We start from the raw sequence: 18,843 nt of genomic DNA, 5'->3' as shown, positions 1-18,843 counted from the left end.
TTTTCGAACTACTTAGATTAGCAAATAACGCTTGTTTGGGAAACGCCAGCAGGTGTTTAAAACGATTACAGTGAAGAACAAACCGGATCTTTCTTTTTGGCAAATCTGGAACATGAGTTTCGGGTTTCTGGGTATTCAATATGGCTTTGGTTTGCAACAAGCCAACATGAGTCCAATTTATCGCTATTTAGGAGCTGAAGAAAGCAGCATTCCTGGTCTCTGGCTGGCCGGACCGCTCACGGGGCTTTTGTTGCAGCCGATCATTGGTACTTTGTCCGATCGGAGTTGGTCGAATACCTGGGGGCGCCGCCGGCCATACATCTTTATCGGTGCCATCGTAGGCAGTATTGCGATGATTTTGATGCCTAATTCCAAATCGGTCTTCATGGCTGCATGTTTGATGTGGTTGTTGGATGCGGGTTTGAATTCTTCCATGGAACCATTTCGAGCCTTTGTAGGGGATTTGTTGAATTCAAAACAACGCCCAACCGGATTTGCAGTACAATCATTTATGGTGGGATTCGGTCAAACCCTTTCCAATTTGATGCCGCTTATTCTCCCGATCATTGGCATTTCGATGGCGATTGGTGGCGACTTTAGCAATGGCATTCCGGACTCAGTACGTATCCCATTTTACATTGGGGCTGCGGCAATTTTGCTGACCGTATTTTGGACGATGTATACCACCAAAGAATATCCACCTGAAAATGAAGACTATAAAATACAACCTACCTTTAGCGCAGAACAAAAGAAAAACATTTCCTTTTGGCATTTGGCATTAACCATTGGCGCTGCCTTGATTGGTGGCATGTTTGCCATTCGTTTGGGCGGACTCACCAATGGCCTGATCTGGGCTGGAGGCATTGCATTAGGCCTGTATTTGGTCTTGATGTTGCCGGTTTTTAAGGAAATTTTGGCTTCGCTATCGGAAATGCCAATCGTGATGCGCCAATTGTGGTGGGTGAAATTTTTTACCTGGTACGGCCTTCCCCTGATGTGGCAATATTTATCCCTGGCCGCTGCAAAATATGCCTTTAATGCCCCAAGCCCAGATGCGAACCCTACCGGGTTTGAAGCGGGTAAAAACTGGGGCAGCTTGTGTTTTGCGATGTTCAGCATCTCCTGCTTTGTGATTTCGATCTTTTTGCCTGCCATCGCCAAACGGATGGGTAGCCGCCGAGCCACCCACGCTTTGTTTTTGACAATCGGGGCACTGGGCTTCTTCAGTGTGATCCTGAGCAATGACAAGTGGATTTATTTTGCAGGCATGACCTTAATCGGCCTGGCCTGGGGGTCAATCATGTCAATGCCTTACCTGATGCTGGCCAATGCCGTTTCATCTGCCCGGATGGGGGTATACATGGGGATTTTTAACGGTTTCATCTGTGTGCCACAGTTCATCGGGATGTTAACAGTACCGCTGTATTACAAGCCCTTGTTGGGGGATGACCCTCGGAATGCTTTGATCCTGGCTGGGTTTTGTATGCTCTGTGCCGCTGCTTCCTGTTTTCTGGTGAAGGAAATTAAAGGAAATGACGAGACACCAGTACAAATGTCGGCAGGGCATTAGATAGGGAAAAACCTAGTAAAAATGGGGTTCGTAGCGCTTGCTGCGAGCCCCATTTGTGTTAAAATAGCTTTGTTAACAATTTTTAACCTTATATCAAGACAGATTAACCTCTTTCCAGGAAATGCTCCGGTATCTTTGTAGCAAGAAATAACCCGATTAATTTTTTTTTTATGAAGCATATTTTTACCCTCGTTTGTGCACTCTTCCTGACCTATGCAAGTACACAAGCACAAACGAAAATTTTTGGAACCGTTGCAGATACTACCGGGCAAACGCTCACTGGTGCAACGGTGATGGTCCTGCAAGCTAAAGATTCACTTTTAAGTGGTTTTGCTCTTGTTGATCCGAAAGGTGCCTTTGAAGTCGTTGGTGTGAAAGCTGGCGATTACATTGTGCAGTTGAGTTTTTTGGGTTATGGCGTCAAAAAAATCCCGATTACCCTTGCGGGTGAAAAGGAGAAAGACCTCGGCAAAATCATCATGAAGGAGCAATCCGAAACGCTGAATGTGTATGTGGTGGAAGGTGAAAGATCCCCCATGACCATCAAAAAAGATACCGTTGAGTTCAATGCCGCAGCATTCAAAACCCAACCTAACGCTACCGTTGAAGAATTGCTCAAACGCCTACCCGGGGTAGAAGTAGAAAAGGACGGTAACGTCAAAGCCCAAGGGGAAAATGTAACCCGGGTATTGGTCAACGGCAAGGAGTTTTTTGGACGCGACCCCAAAACCGCAACCCGCAACCTGCCTGCTGATGCAATCGATAAGATACAAGTGTTTGATAAAATGACTGATGTGGCCGAGTTCACCGGTGTGGATGATGGTCAACGCGAAAAAACCATCAACTTGACTTTGCGTCCAGACCGTCAAAACGGCGTTTTTGGCAACTTCCGTGTAGGGGCTGGTGGACCGGAACAATTTGATCTGGGCGGCAACGTCAACCGTTTTTCCAAGACCGGCCAATTGTCTTTCATCGGCTCTGCCAACAACGTCAACCGCAATGGTTTCTCCGTGAATGAGTACCTCGATTTCTCGGGCGGTGCCGGTGGCATGGGCGGCGGCGGTGGCATGCGTATCGTCACTGGTGGCGGTGGTGGTGGTGGCGGAAGCGACATTCCGATCAATTTTGGCCGCAACTACGGTTTTACTACCTTTTATTCTTCTGGCTTGAACTTCAGCAAGGATTTTGGCAAAAAAACCAAAATCAACGGTAGTTACCTGTACAGTGGCTTCAAAAAGGAGACCGATCAAAAAACCAGAACTGAAAATTATCTGGAAAAATCAGCTTTTATTACCAACGATACCTCAGAACAGGACGAACGCAGCAATGTACACCGACTCAATTTTACCCTCGACCACGACATGGATTCTACCCAATCTATCCGGGTGGTAGGTCGTTTGTCCCTGAGCGGCAATGGTAACGACATTTTGTCAAATTCTTTTTCCACTACGGAATTGAATGCACCTCGGAACTCGAGTAGCCAGACCAATGCTTCAGATGGTACCAATACCAATTTGAACACTACTTTGTTGTACCGGAAGCGTTTCAGCCGCCGTGGCCGTAGCTTGAGCACCACTTTCACCTTGAACAATGTAGATGGCAATACGGATGGTACCAACCTGTCCCGGAACCTGTTCTTTGGCACGGATGGTTCGATCACCAATACTCAAAACTACGATCAACAAACCAATACCCTCAGTGATCGGATGAGTTACAATGCCCGGGTGTCCTACACTGAACCATTGTCACGGGGCAAGTTTTTGGAGCTCAATTATTCTTACAACCACCGGGGCAACGACAACAACCGTGAAGTGTACGATGTATTGCCTACCGGACAACTGGTATTGAATTCCATTCAAACCAACCGTACCCTCAGCGATTTTAACTTCCACAATGGAGGCTTCAATTTCAGGGTTTCCAACCCCAAATTGAACTTCTCTACAGGCCTGGCTGTACAGCAAGCCGTGTTGGAAGGAGACATCCGCTCGAGTGAGCAAAAGGTAAGACAGGATTTCCTGAACTACTTGCCAAGTCTGCGTTTGCGCTACAATTTTACCCAAATGCGCAGCTTCAACTTTGACTATAGTACCGACATCAACGAACCTTCAATTACGCAGTTGCAACCCGTTCGTGACTTGAGCAACCCGCTGAATATTTACATCGGGAACCCGAACCTGAAGCCTGAATACAGCAATCGTTTTACGATGCGCTACAACCACTTCAATCAGTTCAATTTTACCAACTTCTTTGCATTCACGAACTTTACCTATACCCACAACCGGATTCAAACGGCGCAAACCATCAATGAAGAAACATTTGTCACCGAACGTACACCCATCAACGTACCGGATGATTACCGTTTCATTAGCCGCTTGAATTATGGAGGCCGGTTCAAAGGCCTAAAAATGAGGTATAACCTTTCCGGAGGATTCAACTACAACAGGGGAATTACCTTTGTGAACACGGCACGTAACTTCACCAATACCACCAACCCAACCGCTGGGATCACTTTCGAAAACCAGAAAAAAGAGAAATGGGACTGGAACCTGGGTTATACGCTGAACTATTCCAATACAGCTTACTCCCTCAACAGCGAGCGCAACCAGGATTACTACAGCTACACCTACTCTGCAGGTCTGAGAAAATTCTTCTTCAAGGATAAATTGAACATCGAAACAGACCTGGATTACAGCCAATTCCGTGGTTTGGGCGAGGAATTTGATCAAGATATTCCAATCTGGAATGCTGCGGTTTCCGCCTTTTTTCTGAAAGGCAACAAAGGCCAGTTGAAGTTTGGGGTTTACGATTTGTTGAACCAGAACCAGGGCATCAGCCGGACCGTTCAGCTGAATTACTTCCAGGATCAGGACATCAACTCTCTGGCCCGTTACTTCATGTTCAGCTTCATCTACTCCATGAAAGGCTTCCAGAAAGGAAATGCCAATGGAGGGAATCAGATTCGGATGATGCGGTAAAAAATTAATGACGAATTTTTCGAATGACGAATGACGAATTGGGAACGCTCCCAATTCGTCATTCGTCATTCGAAAAATTCGTCACTCTTTAAAAGTCCACTCCAAAAACTCCCTCATCACCCTTCCCCAAGTCGTCTGGTCATGGCGGCCACCTTCCACTTCACGGTACACTATATCTTCATTGAGGCGATAGCCTTTTAGTTTTAACTCTTCAATCAATCCCAGGGTATCGTCGATGGAATCGATGATGCCATTGTTGTTTCGGTCGGATACTTCGTCTTCAGTTCCCGTTTGGAGCCAGAATTTGACGTTTGGTTTATCAGGCGTTTCCCGAACCAGGGCATGCATGATGCGGTCCGTTGCCTCATTATAGCCTTGATCCAGTGCCTTGGAGCGCCACCAAAAGGAACCGGAAAAAACGCCTACTTTGGAAAAAACATCAGCATGGTGCCAAACAATATCTAGGGCCGACAGGCCACCTAATGAAAACCCTGCATAAAAATTGTGTTGAGCCTGAGTCTTGGTCCGGTAATGCCGCTCGATGTAGGGTTTGAGTTCATCCAAAACAAAATGGGTAAAATGCCCGGCTTTACTACCTCTGCCCGCATAATCTGCCTGATTTGCGGTACCATACTCCTGGATGCGTTGCTCATTGGCATGAATACCCACCACGATAAAAGGGCGAAGCTTCTGCTCGGTAAACAAGGTATGTAAGGTTTCCTCCATGCGCAAACTCGGTAAATCCTGGCCATCATTGAGGTACAAAACGGGATAGTGCCGAAAACTAAATGCATAATGGGGTGGCAAAATAAGGGTCACCTTGACTTTACGTCCCAAATGAATGGAGGATAAAACGAGTTCTTTTTTGTGCATATCGAGAATAATATTATTTTAGTCGCAGGCAAAAGTAATTATTTTGCGATATTACCCTGATTCAATCCATTAAAACCAAATAAACTTGCAAGAGACTTACCACAAATTCTGGTCGCATAGTTTGGGAAGAGACATTGAAATGTTGACTTTTGGACATTGGGGCTATCCGATCCTGCTTTTTCCTACCTCCATGGGGCGTTACTACGAAAACAAGGATTTTAAACTCATCGAATCCGCTCGTGGGTTTATTGAGTCGGGAAAAATAAAAATCTATTGCATTGACAGCATCGATAGCGATAGTTGGTACGCCAAACACCTGCATCCGGCTACTCGTGTATACAACCATACCTGTTATGACCGCATGTTGAATGAGGAACTGGTTCCTTCCATTCGACAAGAATGTAATGTGGATAAAATTGGAGTAGCAGGCTGTAGTTTTGGAGGGTATCACGCCCTGAATTTTGCCTTTAAACACCCGGATAAAGTAGCTTATCTATTCAGCATGGGTGGCGCTTTTGACATCAAACAACATCTGGGAGGGTACTACGACGACAACGTGTTTTTTAACAACCCACCTGATTTTATGCCCGATGCGCAGAACAACCATTTTTACGATATGAAGATTGTCCTTGGCACGTCTGAACACGATTTTTGCAAGGGTGAAAATGAATGGATGTCACAAATTTTACAGCGCAAGGGCATCAACCATTGGCTGGATATCCGCCCTTTTGCCAATCACGATTGGCCAATCTGGCGGGAAATGTTCCCTGATTACTTGTCTAAAATTTAAGGACAATATTTGAACTGGCTTTTTGCCAAAATTCACGAACAAGAAAACGTTTACATATGAAAAAAATCGGTATTTTATTCGGAAAAGAGAACACTTTCCCTTGGGCATTCATTGAACGTGTCAATCAAAAAGAAGGTAAGGACATCATTGCTGAACCCGTTTCGATTGACAAAGTGACCCAGGGCGGCGATAGTGGTTACGCAGTGATCATTGACCGCATTTCTCAGGACGTCCCTTTTTATCGGGCATTTCTCAAAAACGCCGCACTTTGTGGCACTGCTGTAGTCAACAACCCTTTTTGGTGGAGCGCAGATGAAAAGTTTTTCAACAACTGCTTGGCCCTACAAGTTGGCGTACCGGTGCCCAATACTGCACTGATTCCTTCCTTTGAATTGCCAACCGATACCAGCGGCGAATCCTTCCGCAACCTCAAAATGCCCCTGGACTGGAATGCCATTTTTGATTATGTCAAATTTCCAGCTTACATGAAACCACACGCAGGTGGAGGTTGGAAAAGTGTCTATCGGGTGGAGGATGCCGAGGATTTGTGGAAAAAACACGCGGAAACCGAGCAATTGGTGATGCTGCTGCAAGAAGAAATCGTTTTCGACGATTATTTCCGTTGTTATTGCATAGGGCAAAAACATGTACGCATCATGCCTTATGAGCCCCGCAATCCACACCATTTGCGCTACGATTCACAAATCAAAGCGCAAGGGCCTGCAGCCAAAAAATTGCTGGAAACGGTGCATGATTACGTCATGCGTTTGAATCTGGCCCTGGGCTACGACTTCAATACGGTTGAATTCGCAGTGCGTGACGGCATTCCATACGCCATCGACTTCTGCAACCCGGCACCTGATGCCGATGTGAATTCGGTCGGTCAAGAGAACTTTGACTGGGTAGTAGAAGCCGCTGCAACCATGGCCATCGAGCGTGCCAAAGCCGCCAAACCTGGACAAACCAACCTCACCTGGGGTACTTTTGTCGGTGCAGGCGTGAACAATGACATGGCTGCCTTGACCGGACTTGCAGGGAAAAAACCTGCTGCGAAAAAGACAACAAAAACGAAGTAAGGTTTTAGTGTTTATAGTTTAAGGGGTTCCTCCGGTCACTGAGCGTAGTCGAAGTGTCGGCGTGACCCCTGAAACTATGAACACTAAAACCTTGGAACCCATAAAAACCTTCAACCTATGGATCTTTCTTGTTTCACCCTTGGCATAGAAGAAGAGTTTCAAACCATCGACCCGCAAACGCGGGAGTTGCGTTCGCACATGTCGCGGATAGTAGATGAGGGGCAAGTAAAGCTCCAGGAACAAGTGAAAGCCGAAATGCACCAGGCAGTGGTGGAAGTCGGCACCGTTATTTGTAAAAATATTCATGAGGCCCGCGAGGATGTGGTCAATCTGCGCAAGTACGTCATGGAGATTGCCGATAAGGTTGATTTAAAAATTGCCTCATCAGGTACCCACCCTTTTTCGCATTGGGCTGATCAGCCGATTACGCCCAATCCGCGTTATGACCAAATTGTGGAAGAATTGCAGGAAGCTGCCCGCTCTAACCTCATTTTTGGTTTGCACGTACACGTAGGCATTCCCAGCCGGGAAGTTGGTGTACAAATCATCAACGTAGCCCGGTATTTTTTGCCCCACATTTTTGCCCTTTCCACCAATTCTCCATTTTGGGAGGGCCGCAATACGGGTTACAAGTCTTTTCGTACCAAAGTTTTTGACAAATTCCCTCGCACCGGATTGCCTGAATCCTTCAGCAGTGCAATGGAATATGAACAATACCTGGATTTGTTGATCAAAACGGGTTGTATCGACAATGGTAAAAAAATCTGGTGGGACATGCGCCTGCATCCGTTTTTTGAAACCGTAGAATTCAGGATTTGTGATGTACAAATGCGCGCTGAAGAAACCATTGCCCTGGCGGCAGTGATGCAAGCTGTTGTGGTCAAATTGTACAAATTGATGAGCAGCAACCTGAGTTTCCGCATGTACGGCAAACCACTCATCAACGAAAACAAATGGCGGGCAGCCCGTTATGGCATCGATGGCAAGTTGATTGATTTCGGAAAACAAGAAGAAGTTCCTACTAAAGCTTTGATCCTGGAGCTGCTTGATTTTGTTGATGATGTAGTAGATCAATTGGGGAGCCGCGAAGAAGTTGAGTACATCATCAAAATGATGGAAAATGGAACTGGGGCAGATCGCCAACTCAAAGTGTACAACGAAACCAAGGACTTTAAGGCTGTTGTAGACTTTATCATTGGGGAAACTGCTTACGGACTTTGGTAAATCGGCCCAGGTTGACTATTTTTGACCCTTTTTATTCAAAGCTTTAAATTTTTTTGCTGTGATGAAAACGGACGAAACGATTAAGATTGCGGTACTGGACATGTACGACAATTGGGCCAACGAAGGTATGCGTTGTATTCGGCAGATAGCAGCTCGCTTTCTGGAGCAGGATGGCATTGAGGGCAGTTTTGAAGTATTCAATGTGCGTGCAAACAACGAAATTCCAGATCTGGAAGCATTCGATATTTTTATCTCCAGTGGTGGCCCGGGCAGCCCACTAGCGGCCAATACCCAATGGGAAAAGGATTATTTTGCATTTGTGGATTCCCTTTTTGCTTACAACCGGAGCCATGCTCGCAAGAAGTTCATGTTCCTCATTTGCCATTCTTTTCAAATGGTTTGCCGCCATTTGGGCCTGGCCGAAGTGACGCGAAGACAGTCCACTTCTTTTGGCGTAATGCCCATCCACCGCATGGGTGACGGTTACGCCGAATTTTTGTTTCATGGCTTGCCCGAACCATTCTATGCCGTTGATTCACGAGATTATCAGGTAACTCAGGTCAACGAAACCAGGATGCGTGAATTTGGAGCCCAAGCCTTGTGTCTGGAAAAAGAGCGCCCCCACATTCCGCTGGAACGTGCCGTAATGGCGATTCGTTTTTCTCCCGAAGTTTTTGGCACCCAGTTCCATCCCGAGGCTGATTCACGGGGGATGCTGCGTTATTACCTGATGGACGACAAGCGCAAATGGGTCATCGAAACCCACGGCGAGGTCAAATACTTTGAAATGATCGATCGACTTGATGATCCTGATAAAATCATGTTGACCGAAGCGGTGATCATTCCTTCATTTTTACACCACGCTGCCGAACAGCTCCAGGGAGCCTTGGTGGCTTGATAATGGTTTTATGTTGCCAGAAATACGCCAACGGTACAATGCCTCTTTTACGGAAGAGACTTATGAGGCTTTTGTAGCTCAAATCAAGCAAGATTTTCCCGACACCCTGGAGTTTCGCGTGGCAGAAACCCCCGCTTTTGTCCCTAAAGCCTTGACGCAAAGATTGATTCAGGCCGGAGAGGACATCATTGATGTGATGATCCAACCCGATTTTAGAGCCAAAACCGAGCGGGCCATTCCCGCCGACCAGCGGGTACCCAACGAGCCGGATACTTGTACTTTGTTGACCTTGGATTTTGCAGTTTGTAAGGATGAGCAGGGTGAGTTCACGCCACAATTGATTGAAATGCAGGGGTTCGCTACCTTGTATGGCTATCAGGCGTACATCGGGGACATGTATAAGCGTTTTTTTTATTGCCCCCAGGGCTTCACCGAATACTTTAATGGATTGGATCGGGATGGGTACATCGCAGAGTTGCAACGCCTGTTTATTGGCGAAGGCAAGGCTGAAAACACCATTCTGTTGGAGATTTACCCAGAGATTCAAAAAACCAGAATTGATTTTGCGGTAACCAAAGACATCCTCGGCATCGAAGCTGTTTGCCTGACCAAGGTGCGCAAAGATGGCCGGAAATTGTACTACGAAAAAGATGGCCACCGCATTGATATCCAACGTATTTACAACCGGGTAATTTTTGACGACTTACAAAACTACCCGGATCTGGTGACCGAGTTCAAACTTACCGACGACGTCGACGTGGAATGGATTGCCCATCCCAATTGGTTCTACCGTGCAAGTAAATTTACCTTGCCGCTGCTGAACAGCCCTTTTGTACCCAAAAGTTATTTCTTGCATGAGTTGCCAGAATACCCGGCTGATCTGGAAAATTACGTTTTGAAGCCTCTTTTTTCCTTCGCTGGTTCCGGGGTTAAACTGCACATCACCGCAGAAGACCTGGACGCGATTTCGGACAAAGAAAACTTCCTTTTGCAACGCAAAGTAAACTATGAGCCCGTCATTGAATCGCCTACTGGTGGGGTTAAGCTGGAAATCCGCTTGATGTATGTATGGCACCAGGGGGAGGCTCGCCCCAAATTGATCACCAACCTTTCGCGCATGAGTAAGGGTGAAATGATCGGGGTGCGTTTCAATAAGAATTTTGATTGGGTAGGGGGGAATATTTGTTTTTTTGAGGAGTGAGTTCTATTAGACTTGAGGCAAGTTGCTTATCAATTGCTTGAGAATCTACTGGCACATCGTCCCTGCCTGCACAAAATACCGCTTTCCATTCAACAAGATTTCATTTCCAGCTTTCCCCGGGCTCATTGGATATTCCCAAACCCGGCCATCATTGAAGCGCAGAATCAAAGTAGGTTGAGTACCTTTGGCCACTACCTGCCATTTGCCAGCATCCGCACCTGCACTTGCGTAAGAAAAGTCGGTATAAGCATTATTTGAGCTGTAGGAATTGTCGTTTTTGTACACAAAAGTACCTTCCGAGCAAATGTGGATGATGTAGTGATCGGCCATTCCATTGCCCGTGTAGTAATAGTCCAGCCTTTTGCCTTTGATCTTTTGTTTCCATTGTTCCGCCAGGCTGGAGGTTTGAGGTTTGCTGAATTGGACACTATTGGCCACGGATTTGACCAGAGAGGTATATTCCGCACCGAACTGGTCCTTTGCTCCTGAAGCGGCTACGGTCACACCACCGCCGTTTGGCGACAACAAACTGATCATTTCGATGACTACAGCTTGGCCTTGTGCAGTGCCATCAAAACGGATCAACAAACCATTGCTGCCATAAGCCTGGGTTTGGGCTTTGAGGTAAGTATTGCTGGCGGGGTCGTTGGCGTCGAGTACCTGGGCACGCATTTCGGCCAGGGTTTTGTACTCATGGGGGCTTACACTCATCGATACCTGGGTACCCACTTTATTGAGTACGAAACCACCACCTTGTTCCTGGCTTTTCCAGGCAGCTGGCGTCTGGAAAGAATAACCACTGTAAGGGTCGGAAATCCGGGCACCAGTGGCTGCAGGAGCGGTGGTTGTTGCTTTGCCACCTGTCACGTTGGACGTAGTGGGACTGGTAGCTGTACTGCTTTTTGGGGTGTTTCCAGCGCCAACTGTTGATTTAGTGGCGGCGACAGCTTGATTGGCCGTTTTCACTACAGGAATACTTACCCCTTCGCTAGTTACATAATATTCACCCAGCAAACGAGAGAGCGAAAACGCAAATGCCTGGCCATTGTATTGGTATTCAGCATTGATCATGCCCAAGAGTTTGACCCCATTGCTGAACGTATATTGTTGTCCCTGCAACTGGAAAAAACCCTTGTAACTGCCATCAGCTGCCTTATCCATCGACAAAACCAGACCTGATTGGCTATTGCTGAAGGTGCCCACATAGTGGTCTTCGCTGCTACTTTGCCCACTCAGGGTTTGGAAAAGAGTCATTGCCGTAATAAGTGCCATAATCTTGTGCGTCTTCATGGTTTGAGTGTTGTGTGTGAACAATCAAATTAATGACTCAAAGATCAGGGTTTCTACATTCTTAGGCTTCATCGCTGGAGGGGATTTGTAAAATCTCCCCATTTATGAGGAGAAAAAAGACCCAATCCATCAGGCTTAATCACCAGAGAGCATGTCGAGCACTGCTGCAGTGATTTTTGCCCGCTCAATATTGGCACTGCCCGAATCAATAGTACCCAAACGCTCCTGGCGTTCCAATCCATTCAATCGACTTTGTAACAAAATCACATCATTTTGCAGGTGCTCTGCAACAACTCCAGGTAGTCCTTTAATGGCTTCATTCAGGCGACCACTGGCAATCAGGTCGCGAATCTCTTTTTTAGTCATGGTCAACATTCTTTACCTCAAATATAAATTGCTTTGGTAAATTTTTTGAGCTCAAACAAGCACTCAAAATCTCCTTGCTGCCCGCTGTAAGATGTAATTCGCCACAAAAGCATACACAAAAATCCCGATCCCATACACATAGATCATCTCAAATGCTACAGGGAATAAGACTGGAACCAGACCAAAAACACCCAGAATGATGGCGTACCAGGCCAATTGCTTACGTGCTTGGCTTCCCTCAGGGGCTAAAAAAGAACCACTGACCGGAATCAACATGGTGCCAACTACCAGGACGGCAAAAAGCAGTCGGTCTTTGGTCCAGCCGAGCCAACCCGCTTCAGGTGCCAACCAATACAAGACTGCTACGCCCAAAAGTGCAAGCAATTGAATGCCCACCCAATTGGCAGCCCGATTTTCATCGGCACTCAAAGCGTGTTTTCCGAGCGGGTGAAAGCGCAGGAAAAAATTAGAAACCGGTTGCCCGATCCAGGTGGAATAAGCAAAAAGAATGTATAGGACAATCAGAGGGGTGAGCAAAAAGCTTAGCGCCGGGAAGTTTTTATTCAAACTCAGCACGATGCGGTATACAAAATACAAACCAATGATGAACCACCACTGTTTGTCACTTTGCAATTTGCTCATCCACAGGAAATAATTCAAAATCCAGCGGTATAAAGGGTTTTTGGCCTTAATTGCCTCCTTTAAACCCGCCCGGGCATGGGCATTTTGTGGATTGAGGCGTAGCGCTTCTTTAAAAGATGCAATTGCTTGTTCAAAATTGTTTTGATGCACGGCCACCCAACCCTGATTGGCGTGTGACATGGAATTGTGTGGGTCAGTATACAGGGCGTAATCCATCGTAGCCTCCGCCTCGGCGGTACGATTCAGTTTGAGCAATGCCCGAGCGCGTAGGTTGACCAATTCGGTGTCTTCGGGATCAATCTCCAATCCTTTTTGAGCCTGATAGAGCGCTTCTTCCCATTGGTCTTCCTGCATGGCAATTTCTCCAGCCAATTCAAACATGGAGGGCATGTAGGGATTGAGGTTCAAACCGCTGCGAATCAAGTCCTTGGCCTGCTGGTTTTGGTTGTTGTAAAAACTAGCTACCGCCAAAATATAATGATTACCGGGGTCATCCGGATCGAGCGCTAAAGCTTGTTGTGCGGGAGATAAGGCCGCAGGGTAGTTTCTGCTCATTACCTTGCACAAGGCCAACAATCGGAAGGCAAATCCATTATCGGGAGACTCCTGCAGAGCAAGGGCCAGTTCTTTTTCAGCTTCAGCTATGCGCCGTTGTTCCATGAGGAGTTGGGCGCGTTCAAGGTGGCGTGACATGGAGATAAGTTGCGTTGAGGAAGGTTTAGGAAGGTTGAGTAGGTTTAGGCTACCGCAGCGATTTTGACAATTTTCTTGTCCAAGCCGCTGCGGTAGCCTAAACCTACTCAACCTCCTCAACTATTTTTTTACGTTCAAATACTTCAAAATTTCATCATACTGCCCGCTTTCATTCGAAAACAGGGCGTAGTTTTTGGCGGTGCTGAACCATTCGCTGGTGGTTGCGCGGTGTTGGTTAAGCGCTTTGAGCAAGTCAGCGGTGTCGAGAGGGAGCGGAATACCTTTGCGCATGCTTTCCTCCAGTTTGTTTTCAATGGCAATATCAATTACAGCTTCCAAATCAGCACCAGAGAACCCATTGGTTTTTTGGGCGATTTTGGCAAAATCAATGTTCGAAACCGGTTTGTCGCGCAAGTGAATTTCCAAAATGGCTGCCCGGCCCGCTTCATCTGGTGGGGGTACAAAAATGATCCGGTCAAAACGACCAGGGCGGCGGAAAGCTGGATCGAGGTGCCAGGGAGCATTGGTGGCTGCCAGAATCAAAACTCCATCGTTGGACTGCTCGATGCCGTCGAGTTCACTGAGGAATTGGTTGATCAAGTGCCTTCCTGCACTCATGCGCATGTCGCTACGATTGGCGCCCAGAGCGTCAACTTCGTCAAAAAACAGCACACAAGGCTTGATTTGCCTGGCCTTTTGGAAGATGGCGTGCAGGTTTTTTTCACTCTGTCCCAGCCACATGTCCAGGATTTCGTTGATGCCCACCGCCATAAAATTGCTCTTGATTTGACCTGCAGTAGCCCTGGCTAAATGGGTTTTGCCGCAGCCGGGAGGGCCGTAAAGCAGTATCCCACCACCGATTTTTTTTCCATAAGCCTTGTAGATTTCGGGATGCTCCAGTGGGTGGATGATTTTCATCCGAATTTCCTCCTTCACTTTTTCCATCCCACCTACATCGTTGAAGCTGACTTTGGGTCGCTCAAACTCAAGGATACGTTCTTCTTCCTCATCTTCGTCACCAAATCCGCCCAAACGCACTTTGTTGGGCTCCGCTGACTGGTCCAGTTTTTGACTGATTTCGTTGTTGAGGTAGGCGTCGGCCAAATTGGGATCGAGGCTGATGGCATTGTCGTAGGCCTCCTGAGCTTGTTGGGCTTGGCCAGCCTTCAATAACAGGCGCGCCTGAATGATCCAGGCCTGAGGTGGCGGCGTATCATGCGACAAGATATCTTCCATGATGACCATGGCCATCGCCGTTTTACCCTGCTCTAAAAAAGCAGTGGCCAAACCCATTTGCAGGGTCAAATCTTCTGGTGCCATGCGTAGAGCAGCTTTGTACTCCACTTCTGCTTCTTCAAAACGACTATTTTTTAATAGTGCTGAAGCCAGTAGTTTACGCAGTGGCAGATTGTCGGGAGAAGCCTTTACGGCTTCCAATAAAAAATCAAGATCGTTCAATTCCATTTGCCTGGGTATTACATTTATCGCCCCAATGCCCCAAATGTAACAATAAAAAAAAAGCAGTTGAGCGAAAACTGCTCAACTGCCTGGTATAGCTCAAAAAAATGTACTCTACCCTTTTATAGCCAGTTGTTTCAATTCAGGGTGTTTGGAATTGGTTTTGGCTGCTTTGGTCATGTGCTCCAAAGCTTTAGCGCTATTGCCCATATCTTGATAGATCAGGGCCAGTTTGCGGTTAACGTCAATGTTTTCGGGGCGGATTTCGTATTCTTTCAGCGCGTATTTCAGCGCTTTATTCAAATCACCAACGATGTCGGCGTAAATGCTGGCGTATTCCAGGTTCATGTTGTGGCCGTGGGCCTCATCATCTGCGAGCATGGGCCAAATTTCAGCCAGGGTTTTTTTACAAGCTTCATCTTTACCTTGAGCTTTGTACAATCTGGCGAGTTCCTCATAAAAGCCTACTTCAGGGATGATATTGGCAGCATCTTTAAACAGCTTTTCCGCTTCTCCGTATTTCTTGCGCTCCACGGCCACTTCAGCCAGGGCAGCAACCGCAAATGGATAGTTAGGGCGTTCCTTTAAAATGGTGTTGTATTCGCCTTCAGCTGCATCGAGGTTGCCGTATTGTTTGTACAAATTACCGAGGGTAAGTCTGGCCCAGCAGGTGTGTTCTTGACCCGGAAAACCAGCATCTACCGCCATTTTCATGGCCTCAATGGCACCATCCACATCCCCGTAAATTTCACGCAAGTAGGAAACCCGGGCGTAAGAGCGCAAGTCAGGGCGAATCGAAACCATTTTGTCCGCCATCTTGACGGCTTCATCATAATTGCCCAATTCAACATTGGCATCTACCAATACCCCATAATTCTGGGCGTTGTAAGGGTTGATGTTCATGGCTTCAGTGCCGGTTTTTAGGGCATTTTTGAAGTCGTGTAGGGATAATTGGACGCCTGCTTTGGCGGCCATGGCCCGAAATTGGAGGTCTTTTTCCAGTTCTGGTTTTTGCAAAATATAATCACTCATTTTCAGCGCAGCTGGGTAGTAATGTCCGTGCTCGCCGGTGATGCGGGCTTCGTTGACAAATACGTATACCAATTTGAGGGCTGCTTCGTAGTCTTTGGGGTTATCCAGCAGTGCCTGGCGGGAAGTACCGTAGTAACTTTGGACGTCCGACCATTCTTGGCCATTTTGGATGGCTTCATTGCGGTCAAGCAGTAATGGAATGTCTTTGACCGTCAGGGTAGCTGACTCAGTTTGCTTCTTGGCACAAGCAAAAGCGAAAGCAAGGAAAAGGAAAAGGATGGAAATGCGGTGGTACATGGCTTTTTTGTTGAGAAGGTTGAGAAGGTTGAGGGAGGTTGAGAAGGTTGATACTGGCCTGCGTCTAAGTCACTGCGGTAGCCTAAACCTTCTCAACCTTCCTCAACCCTCTCAACTTTTAGTTGACTTTTACAATTTTCACATTCTGCAATACGGCACCATTCTTGTCGATGATCCTTGCAAAGTAGTTGCCTTTGGCCAGGCCTACTGGAAGTTTCGCCTGAATGGCGTTTTCACCTTCGAATACCGTAGTGGAGATGATGCTGTTCAATTTGCGGCCATTCAAGTCGTAAAGGTCGATTTGAATTTGGTTTTCACCTTGAGACCGTAAATTGAAGTTGATCTCATCCCGTACCGGGTTTGGATAAACCGCTGCTACAACTTTTGGCGCGTTCAACAAGCTGCTTTCCGCAGCGGCGTTAGCAATAGCTGCCGTACTTGGGCTGCTTACTTCTACGCCACCACATTTGCCGTCGCCAGCCCAGGGCAATGCTACGTAAGGGAAGCTCATCCCAAATTTTGCATCGTTTTTCTCTACGCCAGTGGTGTAGGTCAGGACATCAATCAAGTCGGTGCTGACAGGGTTTTTACCATCAAAGTCGTCATACCACAACCCAACGGCAGCCAAAACCACACCAGCTACTGCTTGTAATTCAATCCGGGTAACGTCATCCTCCAAGCGGCGACCATTTGGGAAACCATCCATATTCGGGATGAATTCCAGGCTGCGGTTGCCTTTGTATTTTGGATGCGTCAAACCCATTACTGCTGCTTGAACCAAGCCCAGTGAGCTGAAGTTAGGATCGCTACGGCGGGTAGCAGGTACAGCCATGTTCAAACGCAACATGTCACCACCGTTGGGGAGGAAGTTGTGGATGAAAGGCTTACCTGGCGCCAGGGGGTTTCCACCTTTGCCCGTTGCCAATTGGTAAGGGGGAAGGTTCGGGGCACCCGTGTGGAAGATCGGCCAAAGATCTACAGAGCGAGCCTTTCCTGGGCCAGGAAGCAATAATGTACCAAACACCTTATCATCAAGCGCTGTTCCATTCAGCGCAGGATTCCCTTTAAGTGGATACAAACCATCTTTGCCATAGCCAAAGTCGAATGAACCCAAAGACTTGCGCTGGATGCGCAATTGCTTCATTGCTGGAACGGCAGTACCGAACTGAGAATCGTCCATGTACAGGGCCAATTCTGGATTGTAGAAGAAATTGTCTAAAACAGTGTCGCTGATTTCAGCATAAGGGCTGAGTGCGTTCCAATAGTCTTTGTAACCAATTGGAATCACCGCTTCGTTGGTCAAAGGCATACCCAGGCGAGATACCTGAACCCAATCACCAGAGTGCGTTTCTTTGCCTTTAGACAAAGTACGGATGGCGCGACGGCTGGAAGAAGCCCATACTCCAATCACATAGTCAGGATCCAAAATGGTCTTGGGCAAATAGAAAGCTCCTTTTTTCAGCAAGGTGCGAATGGGCACTTGAATGGCAATGGTGCTTACATTCAAACACTTGACGCCATCGCGAGATTTGCTACCTTGACGAGGTGAATCACCGAGGTCAAAAATGCCACCCAGGTCTACAAAGAAAGGATCGTCGGCTGGGCCGCAGAATACTTTTTCACCAGTAGAAGAAGTGGTGATGGCATTTTGTACCAAATCTGCATAACGGGTATCCAGACCAACTCCGCTGGTAATCGAGCGGGTACCAACGTTATTGGGTGGTACTACACCATTTCTGATCACCATCTGGAAACTTTTACCTCCATCGATGCTGCGCTCAAGGGTGTAAGTGGCTTTCAGGTTTTGTTTGCCCAAACGGATGTTGAAGAAAGTAGTAGGGTCTTCATTCACCAGTTTGAACGTAAAACGGAAGGTGATTTCATCGCCGGGAATGCTGGCATCGTTGTCGATGTGGATCTCATAGCGGATGTTTTCACCAAAGTTGTAATAGTTGGGGCCACCTTGTGGCAATTGCAGTGGAACATAGTTGGCGATGATGGTGATCATGCCTGGTTCATCAGGGCTGCGGAAGGCGTACAAATCGGTATTGTCCGCCAAGGGATCATCCGCGATCAGCGGTGCTTCCCGGTGACTGGAGGCAAACAGCGAGGCGCTGATGGCCAACAGACTTAGACAAAGTATGGTTTTAAAAAAGTTTTTCATGATTGTGCTTTGTGCTACATGGTTGTAGCTTGATGATGATAAGTAGTCCTTCGAATCTCCCACGAATAAATTCGTGGGTTAGGACCTTTTGGTAGCCTCCCACGGATAAATCCGTGGGTTGGCGGGGTTTCTTGTGGGAATGGAAGGCTGTCACACCCACACTCACACGATCACACCCAAACCCTTTCTTGTGGGTTGGCGGGGTTTCTTGTGGGAATGGAAGGCTGTCACACCCACACGTTCACACTTTCACACCCACACCTAGTTTGTTTCGGTCCCTGCCCAAGGAGTTGC

Annotated in this window: 14 protein-coding genes; 7 read left to right on the top strand and 7 right to left on the bottom strand. The window is 47.2% G+C overall.

Features of this window, described 5'->3' with window-relative positions:
* The first annotated feature begins 70 nt into the window (after window positions 1-70).
* Together SFV55_RS19820 and SFV55_RS19815 are read left to right on the top strand one after the other, a co-directional pair.
* Complete coding sequence (locus SFV55_RS19820; RefSeq protein ID WP_320031282.1) at window positions 71-1,570, top strand: MFS transporter; 1,500 nt, start codon at window positions 71-73, stop codon at window positions 1,568-1,570.
* Between the two features lie 170 nt (window positions 1,571-1,740).
* Window positions 1,741-4,545, top strand: a complete 2,805-nt coding sequence (locus tag SFV55_RS19815; RefSeq protein ID WP_320031281.1) for an outer membrane beta-barrel protein — start codon at window positions 1,741-1,743, stop codon at window positions 4,543-4,545.
* An 81-nt stretch (window positions 4,546-4,626) separates the two neighbouring features.
* Here SFV55_RS19815 and SFV55_RS19810 read toward each other — a convergent pair whose 3' ends face one another.
* Entirely contained in the window at window positions 4,627-5,418 is a 792-nt protein-coding gene (locus SFV55_RS19810) for an alpha/beta hydrolase (RefSeq protein ID WP_320031280.1), read from the bottom strand.
* Window positions 5,419-5,503: 85 nt separating this feature from the next.
* On the opposite strand from SFV55_RS19810, the gene SFV55_RS19805 reads away from it, so the two are divergent.
* From SFV55_RS19805 to SFV55_RS19785, 5 genes are all read left to right on the top strand, one after another.
* A complete protein-coding gene (locus SFV55_RS19805; protein ID WP_320031279.1) occupies window positions 5,504-6,208 on the top strand; it encodes an esterase family protein in 705 nt (234 codons plus the stop codon).
* A gap of 56 nt (window positions 6,209-6,264) precedes the next feature.
* A complete protein-coding gene (locus tag SFV55_RS19800) occupies window positions 6,265-7,284 on the top strand; it encodes a hypothetical protein (protein ID WP_320031278.1) in 1,020 nt (339 codons plus the stop codon).
* A gap of 117 nt (window positions 7,285-7,401) precedes the next feature.
* Window positions 7,402-8,508 carry a carboxylate-amine ligase gene (locus SFV55_RS19795; protein ID WP_320031277.1) on the top strand — a complete coding sequence of 369 codons (1,107 nt, stop codon included), beginning with the start codon at window positions 7,402-7,404 and terminating at the stop codon, window positions 8,506-8,508.
* 61 nt (window positions 8,509-8,569) lie between these two features.
* A complete protein-coding gene (locus tag SFV55_RS19790) occupies window positions 8,570-9,406 on the top strand; it encodes a glutamine amidotransferase-related protein (RefSeq protein ID WP_320031276.1) in 837 nt (278 codons plus the stop codon).
* Between the two features lie 10 nt (window positions 9,407-9,416).
* Window positions 9,417-10,607, top strand: coding sequence for a hypothetical protein (locus SFV55_RS19785; RefSeq protein ID WP_320031275.1), 1,191 nt, complete (start codon window positions 9,417-9,419; stop codon window positions 10,605-10,607).
* Between the two features lie 45 nt (window positions 10,608-10,652).
* Here SFV55_RS19785 and SFV55_RS19780 read toward each other — a convergent pair whose 3' ends face one another.
* The 6 genes from SFV55_RS19780 to SFV55_RS19755 all read right to left on the bottom strand — a co-directional run bounded on the left by SFV55_RS19780 (window position 10,653) and on the right by SFV55_RS19755 (window position 18,549).
* Entirely contained in the window at window positions 10,653-11,897 is a 1,245-nt protein-coding gene (locus SFV55_RS19780; RefSeq protein ID WP_320031274.1) for a hypothetical protein, read from the bottom strand.
* 135 nt (window positions 11,898-12,032) lie between these two features.
* Window positions 12,033-12,263, bottom strand: a complete 231-nt coding sequence (locus SFV55_RS19775; RefSeq protein ID WP_320031273.1) for a hypothetical protein — start codon at window positions 12,261-12,263, stop codon at window positions 12,033-12,035.
* 63 nt (window positions 12,264-12,326) lie between these two features.
* On the bottom strand, window positions 12,327-13,598 hold the full coding sequence (locus SFV55_RS19770; protein WP_320031272.1) for a tetratricopeptide repeat protein: 1,272 nt from the start codon (window positions 13,596-13,598) through the stop codon (window positions 12,327-12,329).
* A 120-nt stretch (window positions 13,599-13,718) separates the two neighbouring features.
* Window positions 13,719-15,062, bottom strand: coding sequence for an AAA family ATPase (locus tag SFV55_RS19765; protein ID WP_320031271.1), 1,344 nt, complete (start codon window positions 15,060-15,062; stop codon window positions 13,719-13,721).
* 108 nt (window positions 15,063-15,170) lie between these two features.
* Window positions 15,171-16,385, bottom strand: coding sequence for a tetratricopeptide repeat protein (locus SFV55_RS19760; RefSeq protein WP_320031270.1), 1,215 nt, complete (start codon window positions 16,383-16,385; stop codon window positions 15,171-15,173).
* 118 nt (window positions 16,386-16,503) lie between these two features.
* The gene (locus SFV55_RS19755) at window positions 16,504-18,549 is read right to left on the bottom strand and encodes a DUF4331 family protein (protein ID WP_320031269.1); all 2,046 of its coding nucleotides are present in this window, start codon (window positions 18,547-18,549) and stop codon (window positions 16,504-16,506) included.
* Window positions 18,550-18,843: the final 294 nt, after the last annotated feature.

The organism is Haliscomenobacter sp. (genome assembly GCF_033763495.1).
Lineage (GTDB): Bacteria > Bacteroidota > Bacteroidia > Chitinophagales > Saprospiraceae > Haliscomenobacter.
Note: the sequence above shows the minus strand (reverse complement) of the source record. Positions and strands in the feature narration are given on the sequence as shown.

What these genes read in the sequence shown, in the direction of transcription:
- SFV55_RS19815 (WP_320031281.1), top strand. Translation starts at nt 1,741, where the DNA reads ATGAAGCATATTTTTACCCTCGTTTGTGCACTCTTCCTGACCTATGCA.
- SFV55_RS19790 (WP_320031276.1), top strand. Translation starts at nt 8,570, where the DNA reads ATGAAAACGGACGAAACGATTAAGATTGCGGTACTGGACATGTACGAC.
- SFV55_RS19795 (WP_320031277.1), top strand. Translation starts at nt 7,402, where the DNA reads ATGGATCTTTCTTGTTTCACCCTTGGCATAGAAGAAGAGTTTCAAACC.
- SFV55_RS19780 (WP_320031274.1), bottom strand. Translation starts at nt 11,897, where the DNA reads ATGAAGACGCACAAGATTATGGCACTTATTACGGCAATGACTCTTTTC.
- SFV55_RS19755 (WP_320031269.1), bottom strand. Translation starts at nt 18,549, where the DNA reads ATGAAAAACTTTTTTAAAACCATACTTTGTCTAAGTCTGTTGGCCATC.
- SFV55_RS19760 (WP_320031270.1), bottom strand. Translation starts at nt 16,385, where the DNA reads ATGTACCACCGCATTTCCATCCTTTTCCTTTTCCTTGCTTTCGCTTTT.
- SFV55_RS19775 (WP_320031273.1), bottom strand. Translation starts at nt 12,263, where the DNA reads ATGACTAAAAAAGAGATTCGCGACCTGATTGCCAGTGGTCGCCTGAAT.
- SFV55_RS19810 (WP_320031280.1), bottom strand. Translation starts at nt 5,418, where the DNA reads ATGCACAAAAAAGAACTCGTTTTATCCTCCATTCATTTGGGACGTAAA.
- SFV55_RS19765 (WP_320031271.1), bottom strand. Translation starts at nt 15,062, where the DNA reads ATGGAATTGAACGATCTTGATTTTTTATTGGAAGCCGTAAAGGCTTCT.
- SFV55_RS19785 (WP_320031275.1), top strand. Translation starts at nt 9,417, where the DNA reads ATGTTGCCAGAAATACGCCAACGGTACAATGCCTCTTTTACGGAAGAG.
- SFV55_RS19770 (WP_320031272.1), bottom strand. Translation starts at nt 13,598, where the DNA reads ATGTCACGCCACCTTGAACGCGCCCAACTCCTCATGGAACAACGGCGC.
- SFV55_RS19800 (WP_320031278.1), top strand. Translation starts at nt 6,265, where the DNA reads ATGAAAAAAATCGGTATTTTATTCGGAAAAGAGAACACTTTCCCTTGG.